This is a genomic window from Denitrobaculum tricleocarpae (genome assembly GCF_007004665.1).
Classification (GTDB): domain Bacteria; phylum Pseudomonadota; class Alphaproteobacteria; order Kiloniellales; family Kiloniellaceae; genus Denitrobaculum; species Denitrobaculum tricleocarpae.
In genome coordinates, this window is sequence record NZ_ML660059.1 from 98,763 (window position 1) to 120,541 (window position 21,779).

Here is a 21,779-nt window from a genome sequence, read left to right on the forward strand (position 1 = left end):
ATCGCCGAAGGCGATTCCATCCAAACCGGATCTGCTCTAGCCAAACACCGACGGCACGGACCCAGTCTCAGCGTGCCATCTGGCGCGCTGGAAGCCTTGACTTGACTTCGAATGTTATATCAACATGTCATTAGAACAATAAACGATTGCGCTTCAGACTCGGGCTGGCAATTGCCCGGGAGGAAACCCAGCAGGGAATGGCATGCTTCAGATTGCATCACTCCGGCGGGCGCCGGAGACGGGCAGCGGAACACCGCATGCCGGCACCACTGACTCGAACCTCTCTACGCAGCTGGGGTCTCAAGGCCTGAAGACCCCGCTCTATCACCAGATTTATCTGATCCTGAAGGGGCAGATTACAGACGGAGTCTATAGCACCGACGCACGCCTGCCCAGCGAACAGGATCTGACGGAACGCTTCGGTGTCTCGCGGATCACAGCAAAACGAGCCATGGACGAACTGGCAGCAGAAGGTCTGGTGGTGCGGGAACGCGCCCGTGGCACAAGGGTGATTTATCAGCCGCCGTCCGCACCCATCGCGTCCTCCGTCGAGGGATTGCTGGAAAACCTGATTGCAATGGGCCTGGAGACCACGGTCAAGCTTTTGGAATTTGCCTACTTGCCCGCCCCGAACTCCGTCGCGGAAGCTCTGGAGATCGAGAGGGGCGCAGAAGTGCAGAGAGCGGTGCGGGTGCGCACCCTCGACAGTGCTCCCTTCTCCCATCTGACAACTTACGTCCCGAGCGCGCTCGGGCGTCAGTTCAGCGCGGAGGAGCTCTCGAGCCTGCCGCTGCTTTCCCTGCTGGAGCGCTGCGGCGTAAAGGTCGATTCTGCCTCGCAAACGATCTCCGCAACCCTGGCAGACCACGTGGTTGCAAAATGCCTGGGTACCGACCCGGGCGCTGCACTGATGAAGATTTCGCGGGTGGTCCGCGATCAGAACGGAATGCCGGTTGAGTTCATCACCGCGCTCTACCGTCCGGACCGCTATCAGTACCGCATGTCGCTCTCGCGGGTGCAGGGCGAGACGGAAAAGCGATGGGCGGCCGACGACAACGCCGACAAGTCCGAGCTGCTAAAAGCCGGTGCATCCTGATGTCGGATCAAGCTCTTCACGCACCTGCCCGTCAAACCCTGGCGGAAAAGATCATCGCGCGGGCTGCCGGGCACTCCAGGGTCATGGCGGGCGAGATCGTCACCTGCAACGTCGACCTGGCGATGATCCACGACAGCGGTGGACCGCGCCGGGTGAAACCCATGCTGGAACGCCTGGGTGTGAAGGTTTGGGATCCGGCCAAAATCGTGCTGGTTTCGGACCACTATGTCCCGGCTGTCGATGCGCAGAGCGCAGCAATCCTGAAGCTGACCCGGGATTGGGCGCGGGATCAGGAGATCGAAAAGTTTTACGACCAGCAGGGCATCTGCCACGTGGTGCTGCCTGAGCGCGGACACCTGGCCCCGGGCATGTTCGTGGTCGGTGGCGACAGTCACTCGCCAACGGGCGGCGCATACGGCGCCTACATGTTCGGCGTCGGTGCGACCGATATGGCCGGCGTCCTGGCGACCGGCAAAACCTGGATCAAGGTGCCGGAAACCATCCTGTTGCGTTGGCACGGATCACTCGGCGAGGGCGTGACGGCGAAAGACATGATGCTGAAGCTCTGCGCAACCCTGGGCATGGATGGCGGCGACTATCAGGCCATCGAATACAGTGGCGCCACACTCGCCGGGCTTTCTATGCAGGAACGCATGACGCTGAGCAACATGGCTGCCGAACTGGGGGCGCAGACCGGACTGATCGCACCGGACGAAGTCACCGCCAGGGCCATCACAGATGCAGGGGGCGATCCAGGTGATTGGGAAAACTGGTCGGGTGATGAAGACGCGACCTATCGGGCGATCCATGACTTCGATGCGGCGGAACTGCCGCCCCAGATCGCCGCACCCCATAGCCCGGCAAACGCGGGATCGGTCGAGGATGTGGAGAAGGTCGCAGTTGATCAGTGCTACATCGGCGCCTGTACCGGCGCGAAGCTGGTCGATCTGCATGCCGCCGCGCGCGTGCTCAAAGGCCGCAAGGTGGCCAGCACCACCCGCCTGATGATCGCGCCTGCCTCGACACGGACAACCGCGGCGGCGGCATCGGATGGCTCGCTGGCCGCGCTGACGGAAGCAGGCGCGATCCTGCTGCCCTCCGGCTGTGGCGCTTGCGCGGGCTATGGCGCGGGTGTGCTGGCCGAGGGCGAAGTCTGCATGGCCTCCACCGCACGCAACTTCAAAGGCCGTATGGGATCGCGGGAGTCTCTGGTCTATCTGGGATCGCCCTTCAGCGTGGCCGCGACGGCGGTCATGGGCCATATCGCCGACCCGCGGCCTCTGCTGGCGGAAGGATCGGAGCTATGAGCAGCGAACTCACCGCGGGGGGAGTCTGGAAATATGGCGACGGGGTTGACACGGACCTGCTGGCGCCCGGCATTTACATGAAAGGCTCCATGGAAGAGCTCGCAAGCCATTGTCTCGAAGCGATCGATCCCTCTTTCGCGCGCCAGGTCAAAAGTGGCGACATTGTCGTTGCAGGCAAAAACTTCGGCATCGGCTCCAGCCGCGAACAGGCCGCCCAGGTCCTGCGGATGCTGGGAGTCACCGCCGTTATCGCGAGGTCGTTCGGAGGCATCTTCTACCGCAACGCCTTCAATCTAGGCCTCTATGCCCTGGTGTCCGACGACGTCGATCGGATCGAAAAGGATCATCGGATATCGGTCGATCCGCTCGCGGGCCGCATCCTCAACGAAACGACCGGCGAGACCCTTACCTGCGAAAAAGTTCCGGAGCACCTTGCCGCCATCGTCTCGGCGGGCGGGCTGATCCCCCATCTCGAAAAAACACTGAGGAAAACTTTATGACGCCGCAGAAACGGCTCAGGCAACAGCTCGCTGGCGACGGCATCGTAGTCGCGCCGGGAGTCTACGATGCCTTCGGCGCCATGATGGCCGAGCGCGCGGGCTTTGAGACACTCTATCTCTCCGGCGCTTCGATCTCCTACACTCAGCTAGGCAGCCCGGATATCGGCCTGACCGGCATGGACGAAGTTGCGGGCGTGGTCGGACGGATCCGAGAGCGGGTGGATCTGCCGATCGTCGTCGACGGAGATGCGGGCTTCGGCAACGCCCTGAACGTACAGCGCACGGTCCGCGTTTTCGAACGCAGCGGCGCGAGCGCCATCCAGCTGGAAGATCAGCAACTGCCCAAACGCTGCGGGCACCTGGACGGCAAGAAGCTTGTCAGCGTAGGCGAGATGAGCGGCAAGATCAAAGCCGCCACCGACAGCCGGACGGATAGCGACACGGTCATCATCGCCCGCACCGACGCTGTCACGGTGGAAGGTCTGGACGCGGCCCTGGAGCGCAGCGAGGCCTATGTCGAGGCCGGCGCGGACATGCTTTTCGTCGAGGCGGTCAAGACCGAAGAAGACATGCGCCGGGTGATCGAGCAGTTCGCCGGGCGGCTGCCCATCATGGCCAACATGGTCGAAGGTGGCAAGACACCTGTTATGCCCGCCGCACAACTCGCCGGGATCGGCTTCAAGCTGGTGATCTTCCCCGGCGGCCTGGTCCGGGCTATCGCGAAAACCATGAGCGCCTATTTCGAAGCCCTGCACCGCGAGGGAACGACCGCATCCTTCAAGGAGAACATGCTCGATTTCACCCAGCTCAACGATCTGCTCGGCACCCAGGCGATCCTGGACGGCAGCAAAAAGTACGAGGACTGAACGCATGACATCGATTGATCCCGTCACGCTCTCGGTCCTGAAAGGCCGGCTGGAACAGATCGCCGACGAGATGGACGCGACCCTGTTCCGCTCGGCCTTCAATCCGATCATCGCGGAAGCCCACGATGCCAGCCACGGTCTTTACGACGCAAAGACCGGCGACACGCTGATCCAGGGCAAGAGCGGCCTGCCGGTCTTCGTCGGCGCCATGTCCTTTGCCGTAAAGGCCGTCATCGACAAGGCCGCCGCCGCGGGCGAAGTCCCACAGGAGGGCGATGTTTACATCTTCAACGATCCCTACGACGGCGGCACCCATCTGTCGGACTTCAAGCTGGTGCGCCCCTTCTACCGGAACGGCGAGCTCTTCTGCTATCTGGCCTCGGTCGGGCACTGGCACGATGTGGGCGGTAACGTCCCCGGAAACTACAATCCCGTGGCCACCGAGTGCTTCCAGGAAGGCATGCTGATCCCGCCGGTCAAGCTCTATGACAAGGGCGAGCTGCGGCAGGACATCATCACCATCCTGCAGGCCAATTCGCGCCTGCCCGGCAGCCTTTACGGCGACCTCAACGGGCAGCTCAATGCGCTGGATCTGGGTGTGCAGCGCCTGCACAAGCTGCTCGACGAATATGGTGAAACGCCGATTTCGGAAACCCTGGTCGAACTGCGCAAACGGGCCGCGCAGCTGATGTCCAGTTTCATCTCGGAACTGCCGGAGGGACGCTACGCTGCGGAAGACTGGCTGGACAACGACGGCATCACCGACGAGCCCCTGAAGATCGCCCTGGATATGGAGATCCGGGACGGGCGCATGACCCTGGACTTTTCCCGCAGTTCACAGGCTTGCGCCGGACCGGTCAACATCGCGCGCTCGACCACGGTTGCGTCCTGCTACGTTGCCCTGAAGCATATCTTCAAGGACGTCCCCGCGAACGCCGGTGTGCTCGATCCCATCGACTTCGTAATCCCGGACAACAGCCTGCTGAGTGTAAAGGCCCCGAAACCGGTCGGCGGTTATACGGAGACCATCCTGCGCGTCATCGACGTGATCTTCGTCGCCCTGTCACAGGCAAATCCGGCGATCACCAACGGCTGCGCCTACGGCACCATCAATGCCCTGTCGCTGGCGGGCCATCGCAAGGACGGCCGCCGCTGGGTCATGTTCTCCTTCTTCGGCGGCGGCCACGGCGGCCATCCGGACGGCGACGGCCTCAACCACGGCAATGCACCGATCTCCACGGCGACCATTCCTCCCCTGGAGATTCTGGAAGCCGCCTATCCCGTGCGCTTCACCCAATGGGCGCTGCGCCCGGACAGCGGCGGTGTCGGCGCCCATCGCGGCGGCTGCGGCGCGATCTATGAACTCGAGCTTCTGGAGGAAAAGGCGGAAGTCTTCCTCTTTGGCGAGCGCGGCAAGTTCGCCCCGCCCGGCGTGGCCGGAGGATCGGAGGGCGCGAAGAATCTTTTCAAATACCAGCAGGACGACGGCGAGCATTCGCCGCCCATGGCCTCGAAGATGGTCGGCATCAAGCTCACAAAGGGGCAACGGCTGCATCTGGAGACGCCGGGTGGCGGCGGTTATGGCCCCGCCCTGGAGCGCGACCCGAAAGAGGTCGGTGAGGACGTGCGCCTGGGTTACGTCAGCCCCGAGGCCGCGCGCGCAGACTACGGCTGCGTCATCGACGATCAGGGCAGGCCTGACATGAATGCGACCGAAGCCTTGCGCCGGGAGAGAGTTTCGTGAGCCCTCAGGACCGCAAAACCGTCGTCGGCGTAGATGTCGGCGGAACCTACACCGATGTCTTTTTCCTGAACGAGGCGGACGGCGCCTGCGATGTGGCCAAGGTGCCCACCACACGCGGCGACCAGTCTCAGGGCATCCGCAACGGCATTCAACAACGGCTCGACCATTTGGGCGGTATCTCGACCATCGTCCATGGCACCACCGTCGGCACCAATGCGCTGCTGGAACGCAAGGGTGCGCGCTGCGGCGTGATCACGACGAAGGGCTTTCGCGACGTGCTGGAAATGCGCCGCCGCGACCGGCCGCAGACCTGGGGCCTTTGGGGCAAATTCGAACCCATCGTGCCACGGGATCTGCGGGTAGAGGTGGATGAACGGGTCCTCTCCGACGGCACGCTTCTGGAACAGGTTGATCCGAACCAGGTTCAGGCCGCCGCGCGCCTGCTGCTCGAGCGGGGCGCAGAGTCGGTTTGTGTCTTCTTCATCAATTCCTATGCAAACCAGGAAAACGAACGGGCCGCAGTGCAGGCAGTCCGGGAGATCTGGCCAAGCGAACATGTCACGGCATCCTCGGAAATCCTGCCGGAAGTGCGGGAGTTCGAACGGGCATCGACCGCGTCGCTGAACGCCTATCTCCAGCCGCCGGTGGGTGACTACCTCGAGCGCCTCGAAGCGGGGCTTCGGGACGGCGGCTTCGGCGGGCAGGTTCTGATCGTCCAGTCGAACGGCGGTGTCATGGCGGTGGAGACCGCCCGGCGTTTTCCGGTGCGCACGGCTCTCTCCGGCCCGGCGGCGGGCGTTATCGCCGCGGCGCATATTGCGGGCTCGGCAGGTTTTCCGAACGTCATCACCTGCGACATGGGCGGCACCAGCTTCGACGTGTCCCTGATCGCGGACGGCAAGAGCGCGCTCTTCCCGCAGACCTCCATCGATTTCGGCATGGTGATCCGCACGCCTATGATCGAGATCACCACCATCGGTGCAGGCGGCGGCTCCATCGCCTGGGTCGACCGCGGCGGCCTGCTGCAGGTTGGGCCTGAGAGCGCGGGTTCCGATCCAGGACCGGTCTGTTACGGCCTCGGCAATGACAGGCCGACCGTCACCGATGCCAACGTGGTCATGGGCCGGATCAACGCGGAACGGCCAATAGGCGGCAAGCTTGACCGGCTCGACGTCGAAGCCTCCAAGGCCGCGATCCTGAAGCATGTTGCCGAACCGCTCGGCCTTGATGTAATGAGCGCTGCGGAAGCCATTATCCGGGTGGCCAACGCCAAGATGGCGGGTGCGATCCGGCTGGTCTCGGTCGAGCGCGGACACGACCCGAAAAATTTCTCCGCCATGCCTTTCGGTGGCGGTGGCGCGCTGCACACCGGCGCTCTTATCAAGGACGTCGGGCTCAAGTCTGCCCTGGTGCCACGCTACCCCGGCGTGACCAGCGCCCTTGGCTGTGTGATCGCGGACATGCGCCACGACCGGGTGATGACGATCAGTCAGATGCTCGAAGATCTCGACGTCCCCGCCTTGGACCGGCAGATGAGCGAGACCGCTGCCGCGGGACAAGAATTGCTAAACGCGGCAGATGTCGTATTTGAAGGGACAGAATACCTTTTTGAACTCGATATGCACTACCTCGGGCAGACACATACGGTATCTGTTTCGCTGCCTCTCAAGTTCGAGGGCGGGACGACCGGGGTCACCGGTGAGATAATCCGGACCACCTTCGAGGATACTTACCGTCAGACCTATGGCCGCCTGCTTGATGGAATCGCGATCCGGATCATGAACCTGCGTGTGACCGTGGTGGGCAAACGTCCGAAGTTCGATCTCTCGATCCTTGCCCCCAAAACCGATGGCAAGAGCCGGGCCAAACCGACCGGCACCCGCGAGGTCTGGGCCGATGGCACCTGGCATGAGGCGGCAACTTACGAACGCCTGGTGCTGCCGGAGGGAACCAGGGTGCCCGGCCCGGCGATCCTGGAACAGCCGGATACGACGATCTTTATCGATCCGGACCTGGAAGGGCTGGTCGATGGCTTCGGCAATCTCGTGATCACACGAAAGGAAGAAGGCTGACATGAGCGCCATAGAGCTTGGACAAACCGCGTTGCTGCTGGTGGATATGCAGAACGACTTTCTGCATCCGGAAGGAGCCTACGCACGCGGCGGCGCGAAGTCGGATGCCATCGCCGCCTTGCCCGCGCGTTTGAAACCAGTCGCGGAGATGATGCGCGAGAAGGGCGGATGGATCGTCTCGACACAGTTCACCCTGGTGCCCGGCAAGAACGGCGCCCCCTTTATCTCTCCTCATCTCAGAGAGCTGCGGCCTTTCCTGGGCAAAGGCGACTTTGCACCGGGCTCTTTCGGCCAGGCCCTGATCGACGATCTTGCGCCGGCGGATATCTCGGTCGAAAAGGTTGCCTACTCCGCCTTTTATATGAGCCGTCTCGAATGGGTGCTGGGGCGCGCGGGGATCAAACACCTGGTCTTCGCCGGGATTGTAACCAACGGCGGGGTCGCCTCCACCTTACGTGACGCGCATGTGCGCGACTTTCATACGACGGTTCTCAGCGACGGCTGCGCAGCTTTTGACCAGAGCGTTCACGAAACGGCCATCGCCAGCATGAAGGGAATCGCAGAGATCAATAGCTGTGCCGATTTCCTGGCCAACCTGGATTAAACTGCCGTGACTATTCTCGCATCAGAGGGCGTCAGCTTTCCCATCACACTCCCGATCGTGATCATCGGTTCAGGCGCCTGCGGCCTGACCGCGGCCCTCGCGGCGAAAGATGCCGGTGCCGAGGTTCTGGTGCTGGAACGCGACCCGGTGCCCTCCGGTTCCACCGCGCTGTCCTCCGGACTGATCCCCGCCGCAGGCACCCGCTTCCAGACATCCGTCAAGGTCGAAGACACACCCGCCATCTTTGCGGAGGATATCCAGGCAAAGGCAGGCGGAGATGCCGAGCAGGCGATCGTAGACTGCGTGACGGAAAATGCCGGTCCCTGCCTCGAATGGCTCGCCGACCGCCATGACCTGGAGTGGGTGGTGCTCGATGACTTTCTCTATCCCGGCCATTCCCGCTACCGGATGCATGCGGTTCCGGAAAAGACCGGTTCAGCCCTCATCGGCCGCCTTATCACCGCAGCGCAGACTGCTGGGGTCGACATCATGACGGATGCCCTGGTCACGGCTCTCTATGCGGAGAGCAACACTGCCCGCATCTGCGGACTGCAGATCACGCGGCCGGACGGGACGAAGGAAGACATTGGCTGTGAGGCTTTGATTCTCGCCTGCAACGGTTACGGCGGCAATGCGGAAATGATCCGGAAATACATCCCCGAAATGGCCGGTGCCGACTACTTCGGTCACGCAGGAAATCAGGGCGACGCCGTCATCTGGGGCCATGAGCTGAGCGCCGCGACGCACCATCTCAGTGCCTGTCAGGGCCATGGGTCCGTTGCGACACCTCACGGAATTCTCATCACCTGGGCGCTGATGATGGAGGGCGGTATTCAGGTCAATCTGGCCGGTGAACGTTTTTCGAACGAGCACCAGGGTTATTCCGAACAGGCGGTGGACGTGCTGAAACAGCCTGAAGGCGTGGCCTGGAACATCTTCGACGAACGCCTGCACTATCTCGGCATGGCTTTCGAGGACTACCAGAATGCGGTGCTGCAGGATGCCGTACGCAAGGCCGACTCTCTGGAGGACCTGGCCGCAGTCACCGGACTGCCTCTCGATGCCCTGGGTAAATCCATCGCCGAAACGGCGGGCGGTTCCACGGATCGTTTCGGCCGGAATTTCGCCGCCACGAAACCTCTTGAGCCGCCCTACCGCGCCGTCAAGGTCACCGGAACTCTCTTTCACACCCAGGGAGGCTTGCGGATCAACGACGATGCGCGCGTTCTGAATGAGGACGCATCGCCGCTGCCCAACCTCTTCGCGGGCGGTGGGGCCGCCTGCGGCGTATCGGGCCCGCGAATCAACGGTTATCTCTCGGGAAACGGCCTTTTGACTGCCGTCACCCTGGGGCGCATCGCCGGTCAACGCGCCGCTGAACTTGTCGCGGGACACAGCCTGAAGCTGGTCATGGGTGGTGGCCGTCGCTCGACGCTGGGGTAAAACTAGGGCAAGCTTCCAATGTTACACTGGTCAGGAGGGATAGACCCTCCGGCCCTGGATCGGGAGCAAAGCTATGCGACCGGGTCGTCGCTCCACGTCTCTCCTTCTGGCGACCGGTCTGCTTGCGGCCACCACAGCGTCGGTGCAGGCAGAGATGGGCGCGCAGTACCTGAACAACTACGGCAGCGGCTGGGGTGTCTGGATACGCGGCCACAGCACTTTGAGGGAGACAGAGCAAGACTATGTTCTGGAGGTCGAGCGTATCTCGATCGAACCCAATCGCGCCTATCCGCAGAATTTCGAAATTTCCGGCTTCAAGCTGGCCTACTACTTCAAGGATAAAGAAAGCGGGGAACCCCTGGACGAGAGTTCGGTTTCAGGAACCTCCGCGCCCTATCCCGCGAAACTTCACCCAAGCCAGCCGCTCGTTGTGGAGAATATGACAGTCTCGGTGACGAAACCCACGCAGGCGGATTTCGCCCAAGCTTTGGTGCTCGAACTTCACGTCGTGACAGCGTCGGGAGTCTCAATCGGCGTAAAGGTCAGCGAATTGTTCGAGCCGTAACGCCTGACCGGACGAGGACAAAGAGGTCTTGCGCTTCAATCCTGGTCCCAGTCCGGCGAAAATTCGAAATCACAAATGCGGTAATTACGGCTGCGCAAGGCCGAAATCGCCGTCATCTCTTCCTGGGTCAGCGCAAAGTCGAAGATCTCGAAATTTTGTTTAATGCGCCCGGCATTACTGGAACGCGGAATGGCAACCACGCCGTCTTGCTGCACATGCCAGCGCAGGACGATCTGCGCCGGGCTCTTGCCATAGTCTTGAGCTGGCCCGGCAACCTCCGGCGACTCGAACAGTTCGGAGCCGCGCGCAAGCGGACAATAGGAAACCAGTGCCATGCCGTGTTTTTTACAGGCAGACATGACGCGGTCCTGATTCAGAAAGGGATGATACTCGACCTGATTGCAGGCCAGAGGATGCTCTGAAAGAGCCACAGCTTCTTCAATCAGCGCCGAGGTAAAATTCGAGACCCCAATACTGCGCACCATACCCCGATCCCGCACCTCGTTCAGCGCCTTTATCGACTCAGCCAGGGCGATGGATCTAGAAGGCCAGTGGATCAGCGCCAGATCGAGATAGCCGACGCCGAGCCGTTTCAAGCTGGCCTCCACCGAGCGCTGCAGATCCCCTTCGGCAATGTCCGTCGGCCAGACTTTGCTGGTCAGGAAGACTTCATCCCGCGGCAAGCCGGAAGCCCGGACGCCGGCGCCGACAGCCTCTTCATTCTGGTACATTGCCGCCGTGTCGATGTGGCGGTAGCCAGCTGTGAGAGCACCTTCGACAAGTTCGCTCGCAGCACGATCTTTTAAGGTCCAGGTACCCAGGCCGATCGCGGGAATGTTGGCGCCGTTTGCGGATACTCTATGCATGGGTTTGGTCCTTGCAGGATAAGAGGTCAAGTCGAGAGAGCCTACAGAATCATAATTTAAAGGACCGCACCCGCAAGTAAACGCCTCTCTGCAATTCTCTGCCGGAGCGGTCAAGGTTGGCTGCCCGGACGCAACCAGGGTTGGTTAAGCACGACCTTGCCGAAGCCTTGACTGTACAAGTAGAGCCCTGGCTCAGTAATCTGGTCACATTTCATACTGCGCCGGGAAAACAGAGAAAATGACCGATATTCCAACCGTGACCGGACTTAAAAGCCGCGCCGTTATTGCGCCTCTCCAACGGCCCGTGCGCACGGCTGTCGGCACGCTGCCGAATGCACCGCTGGTGCTCATCGACGTGGAAACCGACCTGGGCGTGACCGGACAGGCTTATGTTTTCGGCTATACCCCGGTGACCTTGAAAGCGATTGTCGCATTCCTGTCGGAACTTGAAGAGAGCCTGATCGGGCAGAGCGTTGCACCGGTCGAGCAGGCGCGGTTCTACGAGAATCGCTTTCGGCTTTTGGGACGTCAGGGTCTGGTTGGCATGGCTCTCTCCTGTCTCGATATGGCGCTGTGGGACGCGCTGGGAAAGGCCGCCGGGTTGCCGGTGGTCAACCTGCTCGGCGGCCGGGCGCGGCCAATTCAGGCCTACGACAGCTATGGCGTTGTCGATCCGAAGGAGGACCGGGAAGACTTGGAGCGCTCGCTTGAACGCGGTTTCCGGGCAATCAAGATCAAGATCGGGGATGGCGATCTGGTGCGCGATATCGCAATGGTCTCCGGCGTGCGCGAAATCATCGGGCCCGACGTCGAGTTAATGGTCGACTTCAATCAGTCGCGCAGCGTTCCCGATGCCGTCCACAGGATCGAGGCTTTGAGCGAATATAATCTGGCATGGGTGGAAGAACCGGTCCCTGCCGAGGACTTCGTGGGCCATGCCGAGGTCCGCGCCGCCTCAACGCCGCCGATCCAAACCGGCGAGAACTGGTGGTTCCCGCAGGATATGGCCAAGGCGATCGATGCTGGCGCCTGCGACTGCGCCATGCCGGATCTCATGAAGATCGGCGGCATTACGGCCTGGCTCCGGGCCGCGGGAATTGCCGAAGCCAACGCGATTCCGGTTTCCAGCCATCTCTTCGTGGAAGCCAGCGCCCACGTTCTGCCGGTCACACCAACCGCGCATTATCTGGAGTTCCTCGATATAGCCGGCTCGGTGCTGCAGGAGCCAATGGAGGTGAAGGACGGCCACGTCACGGCGCGGGGTCCCGGTCTGGGAATGACCTGGGACGAAGATGCCGTCGCACGCTTCACCGCGTGAGCGCTGTGATGGTCCGATTGCGGATAAGAAAGAGTCGGCGAGGGAACCGCCTTGCTGGTGATATCAGGCTAACATCTGCTGAGATTCAGGATATCCTCGTGGCGGAGACTCTGTTTTGACAATCTCAAAAATCCTGGACTTTCTCCACGGCCTGTCCTTCGACGACCTGCCTTCTGACGTCAAACATCAGGCCTGGCGTTGCCTTCTCGATCTTTGCGGGGTCGCCGCGGCGGGCAGCGGCACGGAACTGTCCAGGATCATTCGCGATCATGCCGCCAATCACTTTGGAGCGGGCAACGGATCGGCTGTCCGTATGCTTTTCGACGGCCGCCGCGTCAGTCCGGCAGGCGCGGCCCTCGCGGGAGGTATGGCCATAGACAGTGTCGATGCCCATGACGGTTATCCCGCAGCCAAAGGCCATGCGGGTGCGGCGGTCCTACCGGCCCTGCTGGCCCTGGCCGAGGGCCCGGACGAGAAAACGTGCATGGACGCGGCAGAATTCATGACGAGTTTAGTGATCGGTTACGAGCTGGCCATTCGCGCGGGCGTGACACTCCATGCAACGGCGCCGGACTATCACACGTCCGGCGCCTGGGTGGCGGTTGCCTGCGCAGGTCTGGGTGCCCGGCGCCTGAAGCTTGACCCTGGGCGGAGCCGCCACGCCCTCGGGATTGCCGAGTATCACGGACCGCGCAGTCAAATGATGCGCTGCATCGATCACCCTACCATGCTGAAGGATGGTGCAGGCTGGGGAGCCATGGCCGGAGTATCTGCTGCCTATCTTGCTGCCGACGGCTTCACCGGAGCGCCGGCCATCACGCTCGAATCCGGGGACGCGGCTGGTCACTGGTCAGATCTTGGAACCCGCTGGCTCATGCTGGATCAGTACTTCAAACCCTATCCCGTCTGCCGCTGGGCGCAGCCCGCTACCGAGGCAGCGCTTGATCTGCGCAAGGCCCATGGCCTCAAGGCATCCGATATCGATCATGTCGAGGTTGTCTCTTTTCATGAGGCATGCCGGTTGGCGACACGCGAACCGGTGGATACCGAAGCGGCGCAGTATTCTCTGCCCTTTCCCCTGGCTGCGGCATTGGTACATGGCGAACTCGAGCCAGCGCAGATCGATGGGGCGGCCCTTAGGGACCCCGAAACCCTGCGTCTCAGCCGCGGCATGATCCTGTCGGAAGAGGCCAGCTACAACGCCCACTTTCCGGCGGAGCGTTTCGCGCATGTAGCACTCTATCTCAAAGACAGAAGGATACTGACGTCCGAACCTTCTTGCGGACGAGGTAACGCCGAAAACCCTCTCAGCGACGCAGAGATCCGCGCAAAATTCCGGCGTTACACCGCAAGACGGCTCTCGGGCGCCGCAAGCGACGAGCTGGAGAAAGCGATCCAAGAAATCTCCACTGGCCGTGGCACGGCAACCTCTCTGCTGAAGGCAGTGACCGCACCGGCTCTCGTGGAGCAAGCTGACAGCCCTTAGGAAGCAGAGACGGAGCGGGACCGCATGAGGTCGAAAACACCCACGCCATCCAATGAGAAGGGCCGCTCGACCAAAAGAAACAGGGCGGCGGAAACGGCACTGGACGCCAGAAACGCCGGTAGGAACAAAACCCAGAACCACAATGAGCTGGCATAGATCTCTGCCGGCAGCAGGATCCCCATGACCAGAAATATGAATTTCAGCGTCAAACCGTGGATCAGGTAGAAAGAATAACTCATGTTGCCGAAGTACCGGAAGTACCGGCCTGAAAAGCAACGCGACAGCCAACCGTCTTTGCAGAAGACCGCAATGCATAGAAGATAGCAGGCTCCGAACAGCAGCACCTTGCTGAGCTTGCCCGCATTGTTGAAGGTCACCACGTCGAGATAGATCGAGGCCTTGAAAGCCAAGACCGCGGCAAAGGCGGTCAGGGCACAGAGGGTTATGGAGGCGGAGCCACGGTCCCGGCTGATCAGTTGCGAGGTCTCGAAGACCAGAATCCCGACGATGAGCATGGACGCCCGGAAATGATCCGGCGCGACGAAATACACCCCGACCCACAACAGGAACCACATTAAAATCCGCAGCGTGCCCGGCACTTTTCTCAAACCGCAAACCGTCATGATGATCGGAATCACGAGATAGAAGAACATTTCGTAGCTGAGCGACCAGGCGACGACGATCATAGGTTCGATGTCGAATATGCCCGGCAGAAGCAGATAGTTAGCGATCAGATACCAGACCGCCTGTTCCCCGCCGGTGGGGATCTTGCTTTCGCTCGGCACCACGAAGGACAAGGCGGTGTAGATCAGCATGACCGCCAGAAAGACAGGATAAATCCGGGCAATCCGACGCTTTGCATAAGGCAGAAAGGGGCGTTCCCTGCGAATCAGCATGGCATAAATCAAGAACCCGCTGATGGCGAAAAAGATATCGACGCCGACGTTGCCGATGGAAAACAGGGTCTCACTGACATAGTAGGTGATAGATTTTTCGGGCATCCAGGGCCTGATCAGGGTCGCATAGTGCACCAGATAGACCAGAAAAGCCGCAAAACCTCGTAAACCCTCAATCGAGTGAATCCAACCCTTGTAACTTCCCTGGAGCTCAAAAGCCGAGGCCGCCGCACGATCCAATGGTGTAAAAATACTCATTCAGGAAGTCCGCTGCAGCGAGGCCCCGTCCGTTGAACTTGCAGTCAACGAACCAAATGCATCTTAAAATTGTGCGGACCATGCCGCCAATAGAGTCAGTATGAGACGGACTTAGGTTGAGAAGTTCTAAATTTCGATAGCTGCGGTAAAAAATAATGCTTTGGCAAAGAGTTAAGATAGAGTTGCTCCTGACGTAGCAGACAACTGCAACGATAATTTCGACCATATGGCCTGCCACGTGTCCCCTAACCGTGGTGTAGGGATCATCGCACTCTATGAAGCCATCGGACTGTGGTAACCGGACTGGACGGCCCCTGTCTTCTCCGGCATTCTCCCGGCCATGAGCAACTCAATCCCCTTCAATCACATCTACCTCATCGACGGCTCCGGTTACATCTTCCGGGCTTTCTACGGGATTCCGCCCATGACCCGGCCCGACGGTACACCTGTCAACGCGGTTTACGGCTACACCAACATGCTGATCAAGCTTTTGGCTGATCATGAGTCCGACGGATTCGCGGTGATTTTCGATGCCGGACGCGAGTCGTTCCGCAACGAATTCTATCCGCAGTACAAGGCGCAACGCCCTGACGCTCCGGAAGAACTCATCCCGCAGTTCGGTCTGATCAGAGAGGCCACCCGGGCGTTCAACCTCCCGTCGATCGAAATGAAGGGTTACGAAGCCGATGACCTGATCGCGACCTACGCACGCGAGGCCAAGGAAGCCGGTGTCAAAGTCACCATTGTCTCCTCGGACAAAGACCTGATGCAGTTGGTCGAACCGGATGTTGAACTTCTCGACCCCATGAAGAACATCGCAATCGGCGAAGAACAGGTGCTCGACAAGTTCGGTGTGAAACCTGACCGGGTCGTCGATGTTCAGGCCTTGGCAGGTGATTCCGTGGACAATGTGCCGGGTGTCCCGGGTATCGGTATCAAGACCGCCGCGCAGTTGATCAATGAGTATGGCGATCTGGAGTCGCTGCTGAACCGGGCGGAAGAAATCAAGCAGCCGAAACGCCGGCAAAACCTGATCGAACACGCGGAATTGGCCCGCATCAGCCGGCGCCTGGTCGAACTGAAACGCGATGTCCCTGTCGACGACGATCTCTCCGGGTTCGATCGCATGGATCCTGACGGCAGTGTCTTGCGCGCCTTTTTGGAGGAAAACGGCTTCCGCTCGATCATCGCCCGGCTGGGCGAAACGCTGGGCGGCGGCAACGAAGCCGGCCAGAGCGCCGAAGCGGAAGCGGCACCCGGGGAATCCGAATACGAACTGGTGCAGACAAAAGACGCGCTGGCGCGCTGGATTGCCGAAGCGAACAAGGAAGGTATCGTCACGATCGATACCGAAACCACCGGACTGGATGCCCACAGCGCAGAGTTGGTAGGAGTCAGCCTTTCCTGCAAAGCAGGCAAGGCCTGCTACATTCCCGTCGGTCACCGCTCCACGGAAGCCGCCGCGGCGGCAGATTCCGATCAGGGCGGGCTGGATCTCGCCGGCCCCACAGATGGATCGGACGACACGCCCAGCCAAATTCCACGGGACGAAGCAATCGCTCTGCTCAAGCCTGTGCTGGAAGATGCCGGGGTGCTCAAGGTCGGACAGAACATCAAATACGACATGATCGTCCTGGCCCGTTACGGCATTGAAATGGCGCCCATCGACGACACGATGCTGCTTTCCTACGTCATCGAGGGGGGCCTGCACGGCCACGGCATGGACGATCTGGCTCAGCTTCACTTCGGCCACAGCACCATTAAATTCAAAGATGTCGCAGGCAGCGGAAAGTCCCAGGTGACCTTCGACAAGGTGCCCCTGGACAAAGCCCTCGACTATGCAGCCGAGGACGCCGATATCACCGGGCGGCTGCACCGCCTGCTGAAGCCCCGCCTGGTTACCGACCGGATGACCACAGTCTATGAAACGATCGAACGCCCCCTGGTGCCGGTTCTGGCCAGAATGGAACGTACTGGGATCAAGGTCGACCGCGACGTCCTGCGGCGGATGTCCAATGACTTCGCTCAGCGTCTGGCGGAGCTGGAAACCCAGATCCACACACTGGCAGGCCGCAGCTTCACCATAGGCTCACCCAAGCAACTGGGTGAGATCCTGTTCGACGAAATGAGCCTGCCGGGCGGGAAAAAGGGCAAGAGCGGCGCTTATGCCACCGGTGCGGACATTCTGGAGAGCCTGGCGGCTCAGGGACACGACCTTCCGGCCCGCGTTCTCGACTGGCGGCAGTTGGCAAAGCTGAAAAGCACCTACACCGACTCGCTGCAGGAACAGATCAATCCGGAAACGGGCCGGATCCATACCTCCTACGCACAGGCGATCGCCTCGACAGGGCGCCTGTCCTCAAACGATCCCAACCTTCAGAATATTCCGATCCGCACGGAGGAAGGCCGCAAGATCCGCGAAGCCTTCGTGGCGGAAGAGGGCTGCAAACTGCTTTCAGTGGATTACAGTCAGATCGAGTTGCGCCTGGCCGCTGAGATCGCCGACATCGAGTCCCTGCGCCAGGCCTTCCTGGAGGGTCAGGACATCCATGCCATCACCGCCAGCCAGGTCTTCGGCGTGCCGGTGGAGGGCATGGATCCGATGATCCGGCGCCAGGCCAAAGCCATCAACTTCGGCATTATCTACGGTATCTCAGCGTTTGGCCTCGCCAATAACCTGCGAATCCCGCAAAACGAAGCCCGCAATTACATCGCCGCTTACTTCGAACGCTATCCCGGTATCAAAGCCTATATGGAGCGCGCCAAGGCGGATTGTAAAAAGCATGGTTTTGTGACGACTCTCTTCGGCCGCAAGATCCATATTCCGGCCATCGGCGAGAAGAACCCGGCCCGCAAAAACTTCGGAGAGCGGGCCGCGATCAATGCGCCGATCCAAGGCACAGCAGCGGACGTGATCAAGCGCGCCATGATCCGGGTGCCGCGCGCGCTTGCCACTGCGGGCCTGGACGCAAAGATGCTGTTGCAAGTCCACGATGAGCTACTGTTCGAGGTGCCCGAAGCCCAGATCGAGGAAACCACCGCGGTGGTGCGTGAGGTGATGGAAAAGGCCTGCGATCCAGCGCTGAAGCTCTCGGTCCCACTGGTCGCCGACGCCGGCGTCGGCAGAAATTGGGCCGAAGCGCATTAGCTTGAGATGAAATGGTCGCCGGGTCGTCCTGAAAAGCTTAATCCCGGAGTCGGTTAAGAAGCTCTGGGATTAAGCCGTTCGGCTGCGCTGGCGGAGGTTATCTCAAAAGTTCTATTCGGGAGCCGGTCGGCTTGGTATCCGTGTTGCACCCATTCCAGATGAATTCAATATTCTGCCCAACGCGGGCGGCCAACGACCGCTATACTGAAACTTAGTGGGTCGTGCTGCTGCTGAAGGTCGGATTATCGGCGTAGTAGGCGTCGTCCAAAGGCGCATAGGTCATTCCCTTGCCTGTCGCAAGGAAGGCGCGATCCTGATCCTGGATATGAATGGCGTGGAATTCCTCACGCAGGCCTTCGATCAGTCGGTCGGTTCCCTCGATCAAACGGCCGGTCCAGGCAAAGAAGGAAATGGATGAAGTTTTGGTAGCTGAAAGGTGCATTCTCGGGTGTTCCTCGGTACGGGTTAAATGTCGCTGCCGACACCCACCAATTAACGCCTCAGAAATTAATGCGAGCTTAACAAACCGGCCCGAAACGTACAGGAGTTCTGCATATCACAACGATGTCACGGCTAGACCACAATACCTCTAAAATTTCATACAAATTAGGTATTTACACGACCCTGGGTCATCGCAGGCCCGTCGTGGGTTCACCTCTTGTTCGTTAGCCTTTGCTTTTCCTTGAGAATTGCATGATCACGAATATTTAAAACAAAAAACGGCCCCCGCGAGGCGGAGGCTGTTTGAACAACTCTTTTTACCAAAGGTTGTTTTGGCAAGGCTTAATTCGGAAAACTACGCGGCCTCGTGAATTCCTGCCGCTTTTATCCTCTCATCGACATAGGGTTCGAACTGTTTGAAGTTCGTCGCAAAGCGCTTCGTCAAGTCCCGGGCGGTCTGATCATAGGAGGATTTGTCAGCCCAGGTCAGCCGCGGGTCGAGGACATCCGAGGGCACTTCGGGGCAGTTTTGGGGGATCAGGAGACCAAAGTCGGGATGGCGGACCGTATTCACACCTGCCAGCTTCCCATCCAGGGCTGCCCGCACCATGGCGCGGGTATGTGCGATACTCATCCGCTGACCCGTTCCGTAGGCGCCGCCCGTCCAGCCGGTATTGACCAGCCAGCACTTGGCGCCGCTCTTCCTGATCTTGTCTCCGAGCATACCCGCATAGACCGAGGGATGCCTGGGCATGAAGGGCGCTCCAAAGCATGTCGAGAAGGTCGCTTTGGGCTCGGTGACCCCCTTCTCGGTCCCGGCGACGCGCGCCGTGTAGCCTGAAAGGAAGTGATACATGGCCTGCTCAGCGGAAAGCTCGCTGATCGGCGGCAATACACCAAAAGCGTCAGCCGTCAGCATCACGATGTTCTTGGGCTGTCCGCCCCGGCCGTTCTCGGCAACGTTGGGAATGAAGTCTATTGGATAGCTGGCGCGCGTATTCTCAGTCAGGCTGCCGTCGTCGAAATCCAGTTGCCGGCTGAGGGGATCCATCACCACGTTCTCCAGCACAGTGCCGAACCGGTGTGTCGTGGCGTAGATCTCCGGTTCAGCCTGCGCCGAGAGATTGATCACCTTGGCATAACACCCGCCTTCAAAGTTGAAGACGCCGCCATCGGACCAGCCGTGCTCGTCATCACCAATGAGAGTGCGGTTGCCGTCGGCGGAAATGGTTGTCTTTCCCGTCCCCGAGAGCCCGAAGAAAATCGCCGCATCACCGCCGGCACCGATGTTGGCGGAACAATGCATGGGCAGGACGTCTCGTTCCGGCAGCAGGTAGTTCAGTATGGAGAAGATCGATTTCTTGATCTCACCGGCATAGATCGTGCCACCAATGATTACGACACGCTCAGCGAAATTGACCACCACAAAGCACTCTGAATTGGTTCCGTCGGTCGCCGGGTCGGCGTGGAGATAGGGCGCATGCAGGACCGTAAAGTCGGGCACGAAATCCGCAAGTTCAGCGAGCGGCGGCTGAATGAACATGTTGCGGGCGAAAAGACTGTGCCAGGGACTCTCGCTCACCACGCGGGCGCGCAGCCGGTACTCGGGATCGGCCCCCGCGTAGACATCCTGAACGAAGAGGTCCCGGCGTTGAAAATGGGCCTGAACCTTGCTGTAAAGGCGCACATAGTTCTCAGCCGTCATGGCCACATTGACATCACCCCACGCGATACTGCCGCTTGTCGAGGGTTCGTCTACGATAAATTTGTCCTTTGGGGAGCGCCCTGTGTGCTGGCCGGTCTGGACAACCAGCGCTCCACCCGGCGCAATCACCCCATCACCGCGCCGCACGGACATTTCGTAAAGTGCCGGCGCATCAAGGTTCCAATAAGCGGTATCGAAATTCCGGACAGCATGCCTGTCCAAGCCGTAGGTGCTGACGGCTGGGCCTGTGTTGGTCACGTAGTGTCTCCCTTTGCGCGGCCAAGTTATGGGCGCCCTTCATTTTCATAGACTTGCTTCGACCTTGAGCCTGAAAACGGGACGCCTTGATTTCGCACATAGAGGGGTAGCGCAGAATGAAAATAGATGCGAGTCCGGATCTTAGTTAACGAAGCAGTTTTTTCTGAATTCGACCGAACGAAAACTGTCGCTCACTTTATCTCTGAAAATAAGTAATATTTTTTAGCGTAAAATAATGAGTAACGGCAGAAATGAACCGAGAAAAATCCCTGATTTTTCAGCGAAAACCCGTACAGACCTGAGAGCTATACTTATAACAAATCCAAAATTGGCGATAAGCGGGGTCGCACCCCGCTCAAAGTCGGAATGGAGACAACCGTATCAAAATCCGCGGACAACCAACGCAGATTATGAGCCGGCATCCTTCTGCCGTGCCCGCTTGGTCAAACGGACCAGCTCGACTCTGGCCCTCTCTGCATCCAAGGCCGTCTTGTCGAAGTTTGCCCGCGTGAGGAGACTGCCACGGCGCAGATCGCAGCCCTCAGGATCGACCCCGGTCAGACTCCAGGGCGCTTCTTCGCTGCCTTCGGGATGCCCCAGAATCCGTGTGGCGATCAAGGCGACCGCATCCGCGTGATCCTCGTTCATGTGCGTGACGATATCTTCCTCGGCCTCGGCAAGCGCGACGGCTGGCTGGGCATCGAAGAGGACGTCCGCAGCTTCCACCCAGTGGATCTGGCCGAAGCCCGCCACCAGATGGGCCGTCTCGACGTGAAGACGATAGAGGTTGAAGTCCTTGAAGCCGGCGTAGAGTTCCGCGCCGGGATGGCGGCGGATGAAACGTGCGAGAAGCCGTGGGTCGTGGGCGACCTCCACAGCCCCCAAAACCGAGGCACGCGGTCCTGCCAGCGGATCTCGATAGCCTGAAGTTCCGTCAAACAGCAAGGCAAGCTGCGGCTTGGCCTTGAGATTGCTGGTATGGTCCGCGAGATCGGAAAGCAGCAGCAGCGGACTTGCATCGTGATCCAGCGCGACGAGCGCCAGAGAGACGTAGGGCCGCCCGGAGCCGTCGCGCGCCAGAGCCGTCGAGAGGCTGACCTGAGCCGCGGAACGCATAAGACCCCGGATGACAGTGCCGGGTGAGGGTTCCTGTTCGGTCATATCTCTCTCGATTCTGCCTTGGGTTGGGAACTGATACGCGACGGC

General features: G+C 60.3%; 17 protein-coding genes. 12 read left to right on the forward strand and 5 right to left on the reverse strand.

Annotation, left to right across the window (positions count from 1 at the left end; all coding sequences use genetic code 11):
- The first annotated feature begins 202 nt into the window (after window positions 1-202).
- The 9 genes from FKG95_RS21230 to FKG95_RS21270 all read left to right on the forward strand — a co-directional run bounded on the left by FKG95_RS21230 (window position 203) and on the right by FKG95_RS21270 (window position 10,197).
- Complete coding sequence (locus FKG95_RS21230; protein ID WP_142898430.1) at window positions 203-1,096, forward strand: GntR family transcriptional regulator; 894 nt, start codon at window positions 203-205, stop codon at window positions 1,094-1,096.
- Window positions 1,096-2,403: a 3-isopropylmalate dehydratase large subunit gene (locus tag FKG95_RS21235; protein ID WP_142898431.1), complete on the forward strand. Its 1,308-nt coding sequence runs from the start codon at window positions 1,096-1,098 to the stop codon at window positions 2,401-2,403. Before FKG95_RS21230 ends, FKG95_RS21235 begins: the two co-directional genes overlap by 1 nt.
- The gene (locus FKG95_RS21240) at window positions 2,400-2,903 is read left to right on the forward strand and encodes a LeuD/DmdB family oxidoreductase small subunit (protein WP_142898432.1); all 504 of its coding nucleotides are present in this window, start codon (window positions 2,400-2,402) and stop codon (window positions 2,901-2,903) included. Before FKG95_RS21235 ends, FKG95_RS21240 begins: the two co-directional genes overlap by 4 nt.
- Window positions 2,900-3,769 carry an isocitrate lyase/PEP mutase family protein gene (locus FKG95_RS21245; protein ID WP_142898433.1) on the forward strand — a complete coding sequence of 290 codons (870 nt, stop codon included), beginning with the start codon at window positions 2,900-2,902 and terminating at the stop codon, window positions 3,767-3,769. Before FKG95_RS21240 ends, FKG95_RS21245 begins: the two co-directional genes overlap by 4 nt.
- A 4-nt stretch (window positions 3,770-3,773) precedes the next feature.
- Window positions 3,774-5,513, forward strand: a complete 1,740-nt coding sequence (locus tag FKG95_RS21250; protein ID WP_142898434.1) for a hydantoinase B/oxoprolinase family protein — start codon at window positions 3,774-3,776, stop codon at window positions 5,511-5,513.
- Window positions 5,510-7,585, forward strand: a complete 2,076-nt coding sequence (locus FKG95_RS21255) for a hydantoinase/oxoprolinase family protein (protein ID WP_142898435.1) — start codon at window positions 5,510-5,512, stop codon at window positions 7,583-7,585. Before FKG95_RS21250 ends, FKG95_RS21255 begins: the two co-directional genes overlap by 4 nt.
- 1 nt (window position 7,586) lies before the next feature.
- Window positions 7,587-8,189 carry a cysteine hydrolase family protein gene (locus tag FKG95_RS21260; protein ID WP_142898436.1) on the forward strand — a complete coding sequence of 201 codons (603 nt, stop codon included), beginning with the start codon at window positions 7,587-7,589 and terminating at the stop codon, window positions 8,187-8,189.
- A gap of 6 nt (window positions 8,190-8,195) precedes the next feature.
- Window positions 8,196-9,632: an FAD-dependent oxidoreductase gene (locus tag FKG95_RS21265; protein WP_142898437.1), complete on the forward strand. Its 1,437-nt coding sequence runs from the start codon at window positions 8,196-8,198 to the stop codon at window positions 9,630-9,632.
- Between the two features lie 73 nt (window positions 9,633-9,705).
- Window positions 9,706-10,197: a hypothetical protein gene (locus FKG95_RS21270; RefSeq protein WP_142898438.1), complete on the forward strand. Its 492-nt coding sequence runs from the start codon at window positions 9,706-9,708 to the stop codon at window positions 10,195-10,197.
- 35 nt (window positions 10,198-10,232) lie between these two features.
- Here FKG95_RS21270 and FKG95_RS21275 read toward each other — a convergent pair whose 3' ends face one another.
- Window positions 10,233-11,063 carry an aldo/keto reductase gene (locus tag FKG95_RS21275; protein ID WP_142898439.1) on the reverse strand — a complete coding sequence of 277 codons (831 nt, stop codon included), beginning with the start codon at window positions 11,061-11,063 and terminating at the stop codon, window positions 10,233-10,235.
- Window positions 11,064-11,301: 238 nt separating this feature from the next.
- On the opposite strand from FKG95_RS21275, the gene FKG95_RS21280 reads away from it, so the two are divergent.
- Window positions 11,302-12,381, forward strand: coding sequence for an enolase C-terminal domain-like protein (locus FKG95_RS21280; protein WP_142898440.1), 1,080 nt, complete (start codon window positions 11,302-11,304; stop codon window positions 12,379-12,381).
- 115 nt (window positions 12,382-12,496) lie between these two features.
- Window positions 12,497-13,867 (forward strand): MmgE/PrpD family protein, encoded by a 1,371-nt coding sequence (locus FKG95_RS21285; RefSeq protein WP_246116847.1) that lies wholly within the window; start codon window positions 12,497-12,499, stop codon window positions 13,865-13,867.
- On the opposite strand, the gene FKG95_RS21290 is transcribed toward FKG95_RS21285, so the two are convergent.
- Window positions 13,864-15,021 (reverse strand): acyltransferase family protein, encoded by a 1,158-nt coding sequence (locus FKG95_RS21290; RefSeq protein WP_142898441.1) that lies wholly within the window; start codon window positions 15,019-15,021, stop codon window positions 13,864-13,866. The genes FKG95_RS21285 and FKG95_RS21290 overlap by 4 nt on opposite strands.
- A 340-nt stretch (window positions 15,022-15,361) precedes the next feature.
- Between FKG95_RS21290 and polA the strand changes: the two genes are divergently transcribed.
- On the forward strand, window positions 15,362-18,169 hold the full coding sequence (polA, locus tag FKG95_RS21295) for a DNA polymerase I (protein ID WP_142898442.1): 2,808 nt from the start codon (window positions 15,362-15,364) through the stop codon (window positions 18,167-18,169).
- A 211-nt stretch (window positions 18,170-18,380) separates the two neighbouring features.
- On the opposite strand, the gene FKG95_RS21300 is transcribed toward polA, so the two are convergent.
- The 3 genes from FKG95_RS21300 to FKG95_RS21310 form a co-directional block, all read right to left on the reverse strand.
- Window positions 18,381-18,611, reverse strand: coding sequence for a hypothetical protein (locus FKG95_RS21300; protein WP_142898443.1), 231 nt, complete (start codon window positions 18,609-18,611; stop codon window positions 18,381-18,383).
- Between the two features lie 354 nt (window positions 18,612-18,965).
- Window positions 18,966-20,573, reverse strand: coding sequence for a phosphoenolpyruvate carboxykinase (locus FKG95_RS21305; RefSeq protein ID WP_142898444.1), 1,608 nt, complete (start codon window positions 20,571-20,573; stop codon window positions 18,966-18,968).
- A gap of 408 nt (window positions 20,574-20,981) precedes the next feature.
- Window positions 20,982-21,734 (reverse strand): HugZ family pyridoxamine 5'-phosphate oxidase, encoded by a 753-nt coding sequence (locus tag FKG95_RS21310; protein WP_246116848.1) that lies wholly within the window; start codon window positions 21,732-21,734, stop codon window positions 20,982-20,984.
- Window positions 21,735-21,779: the final 45 nt, after the last annotated feature.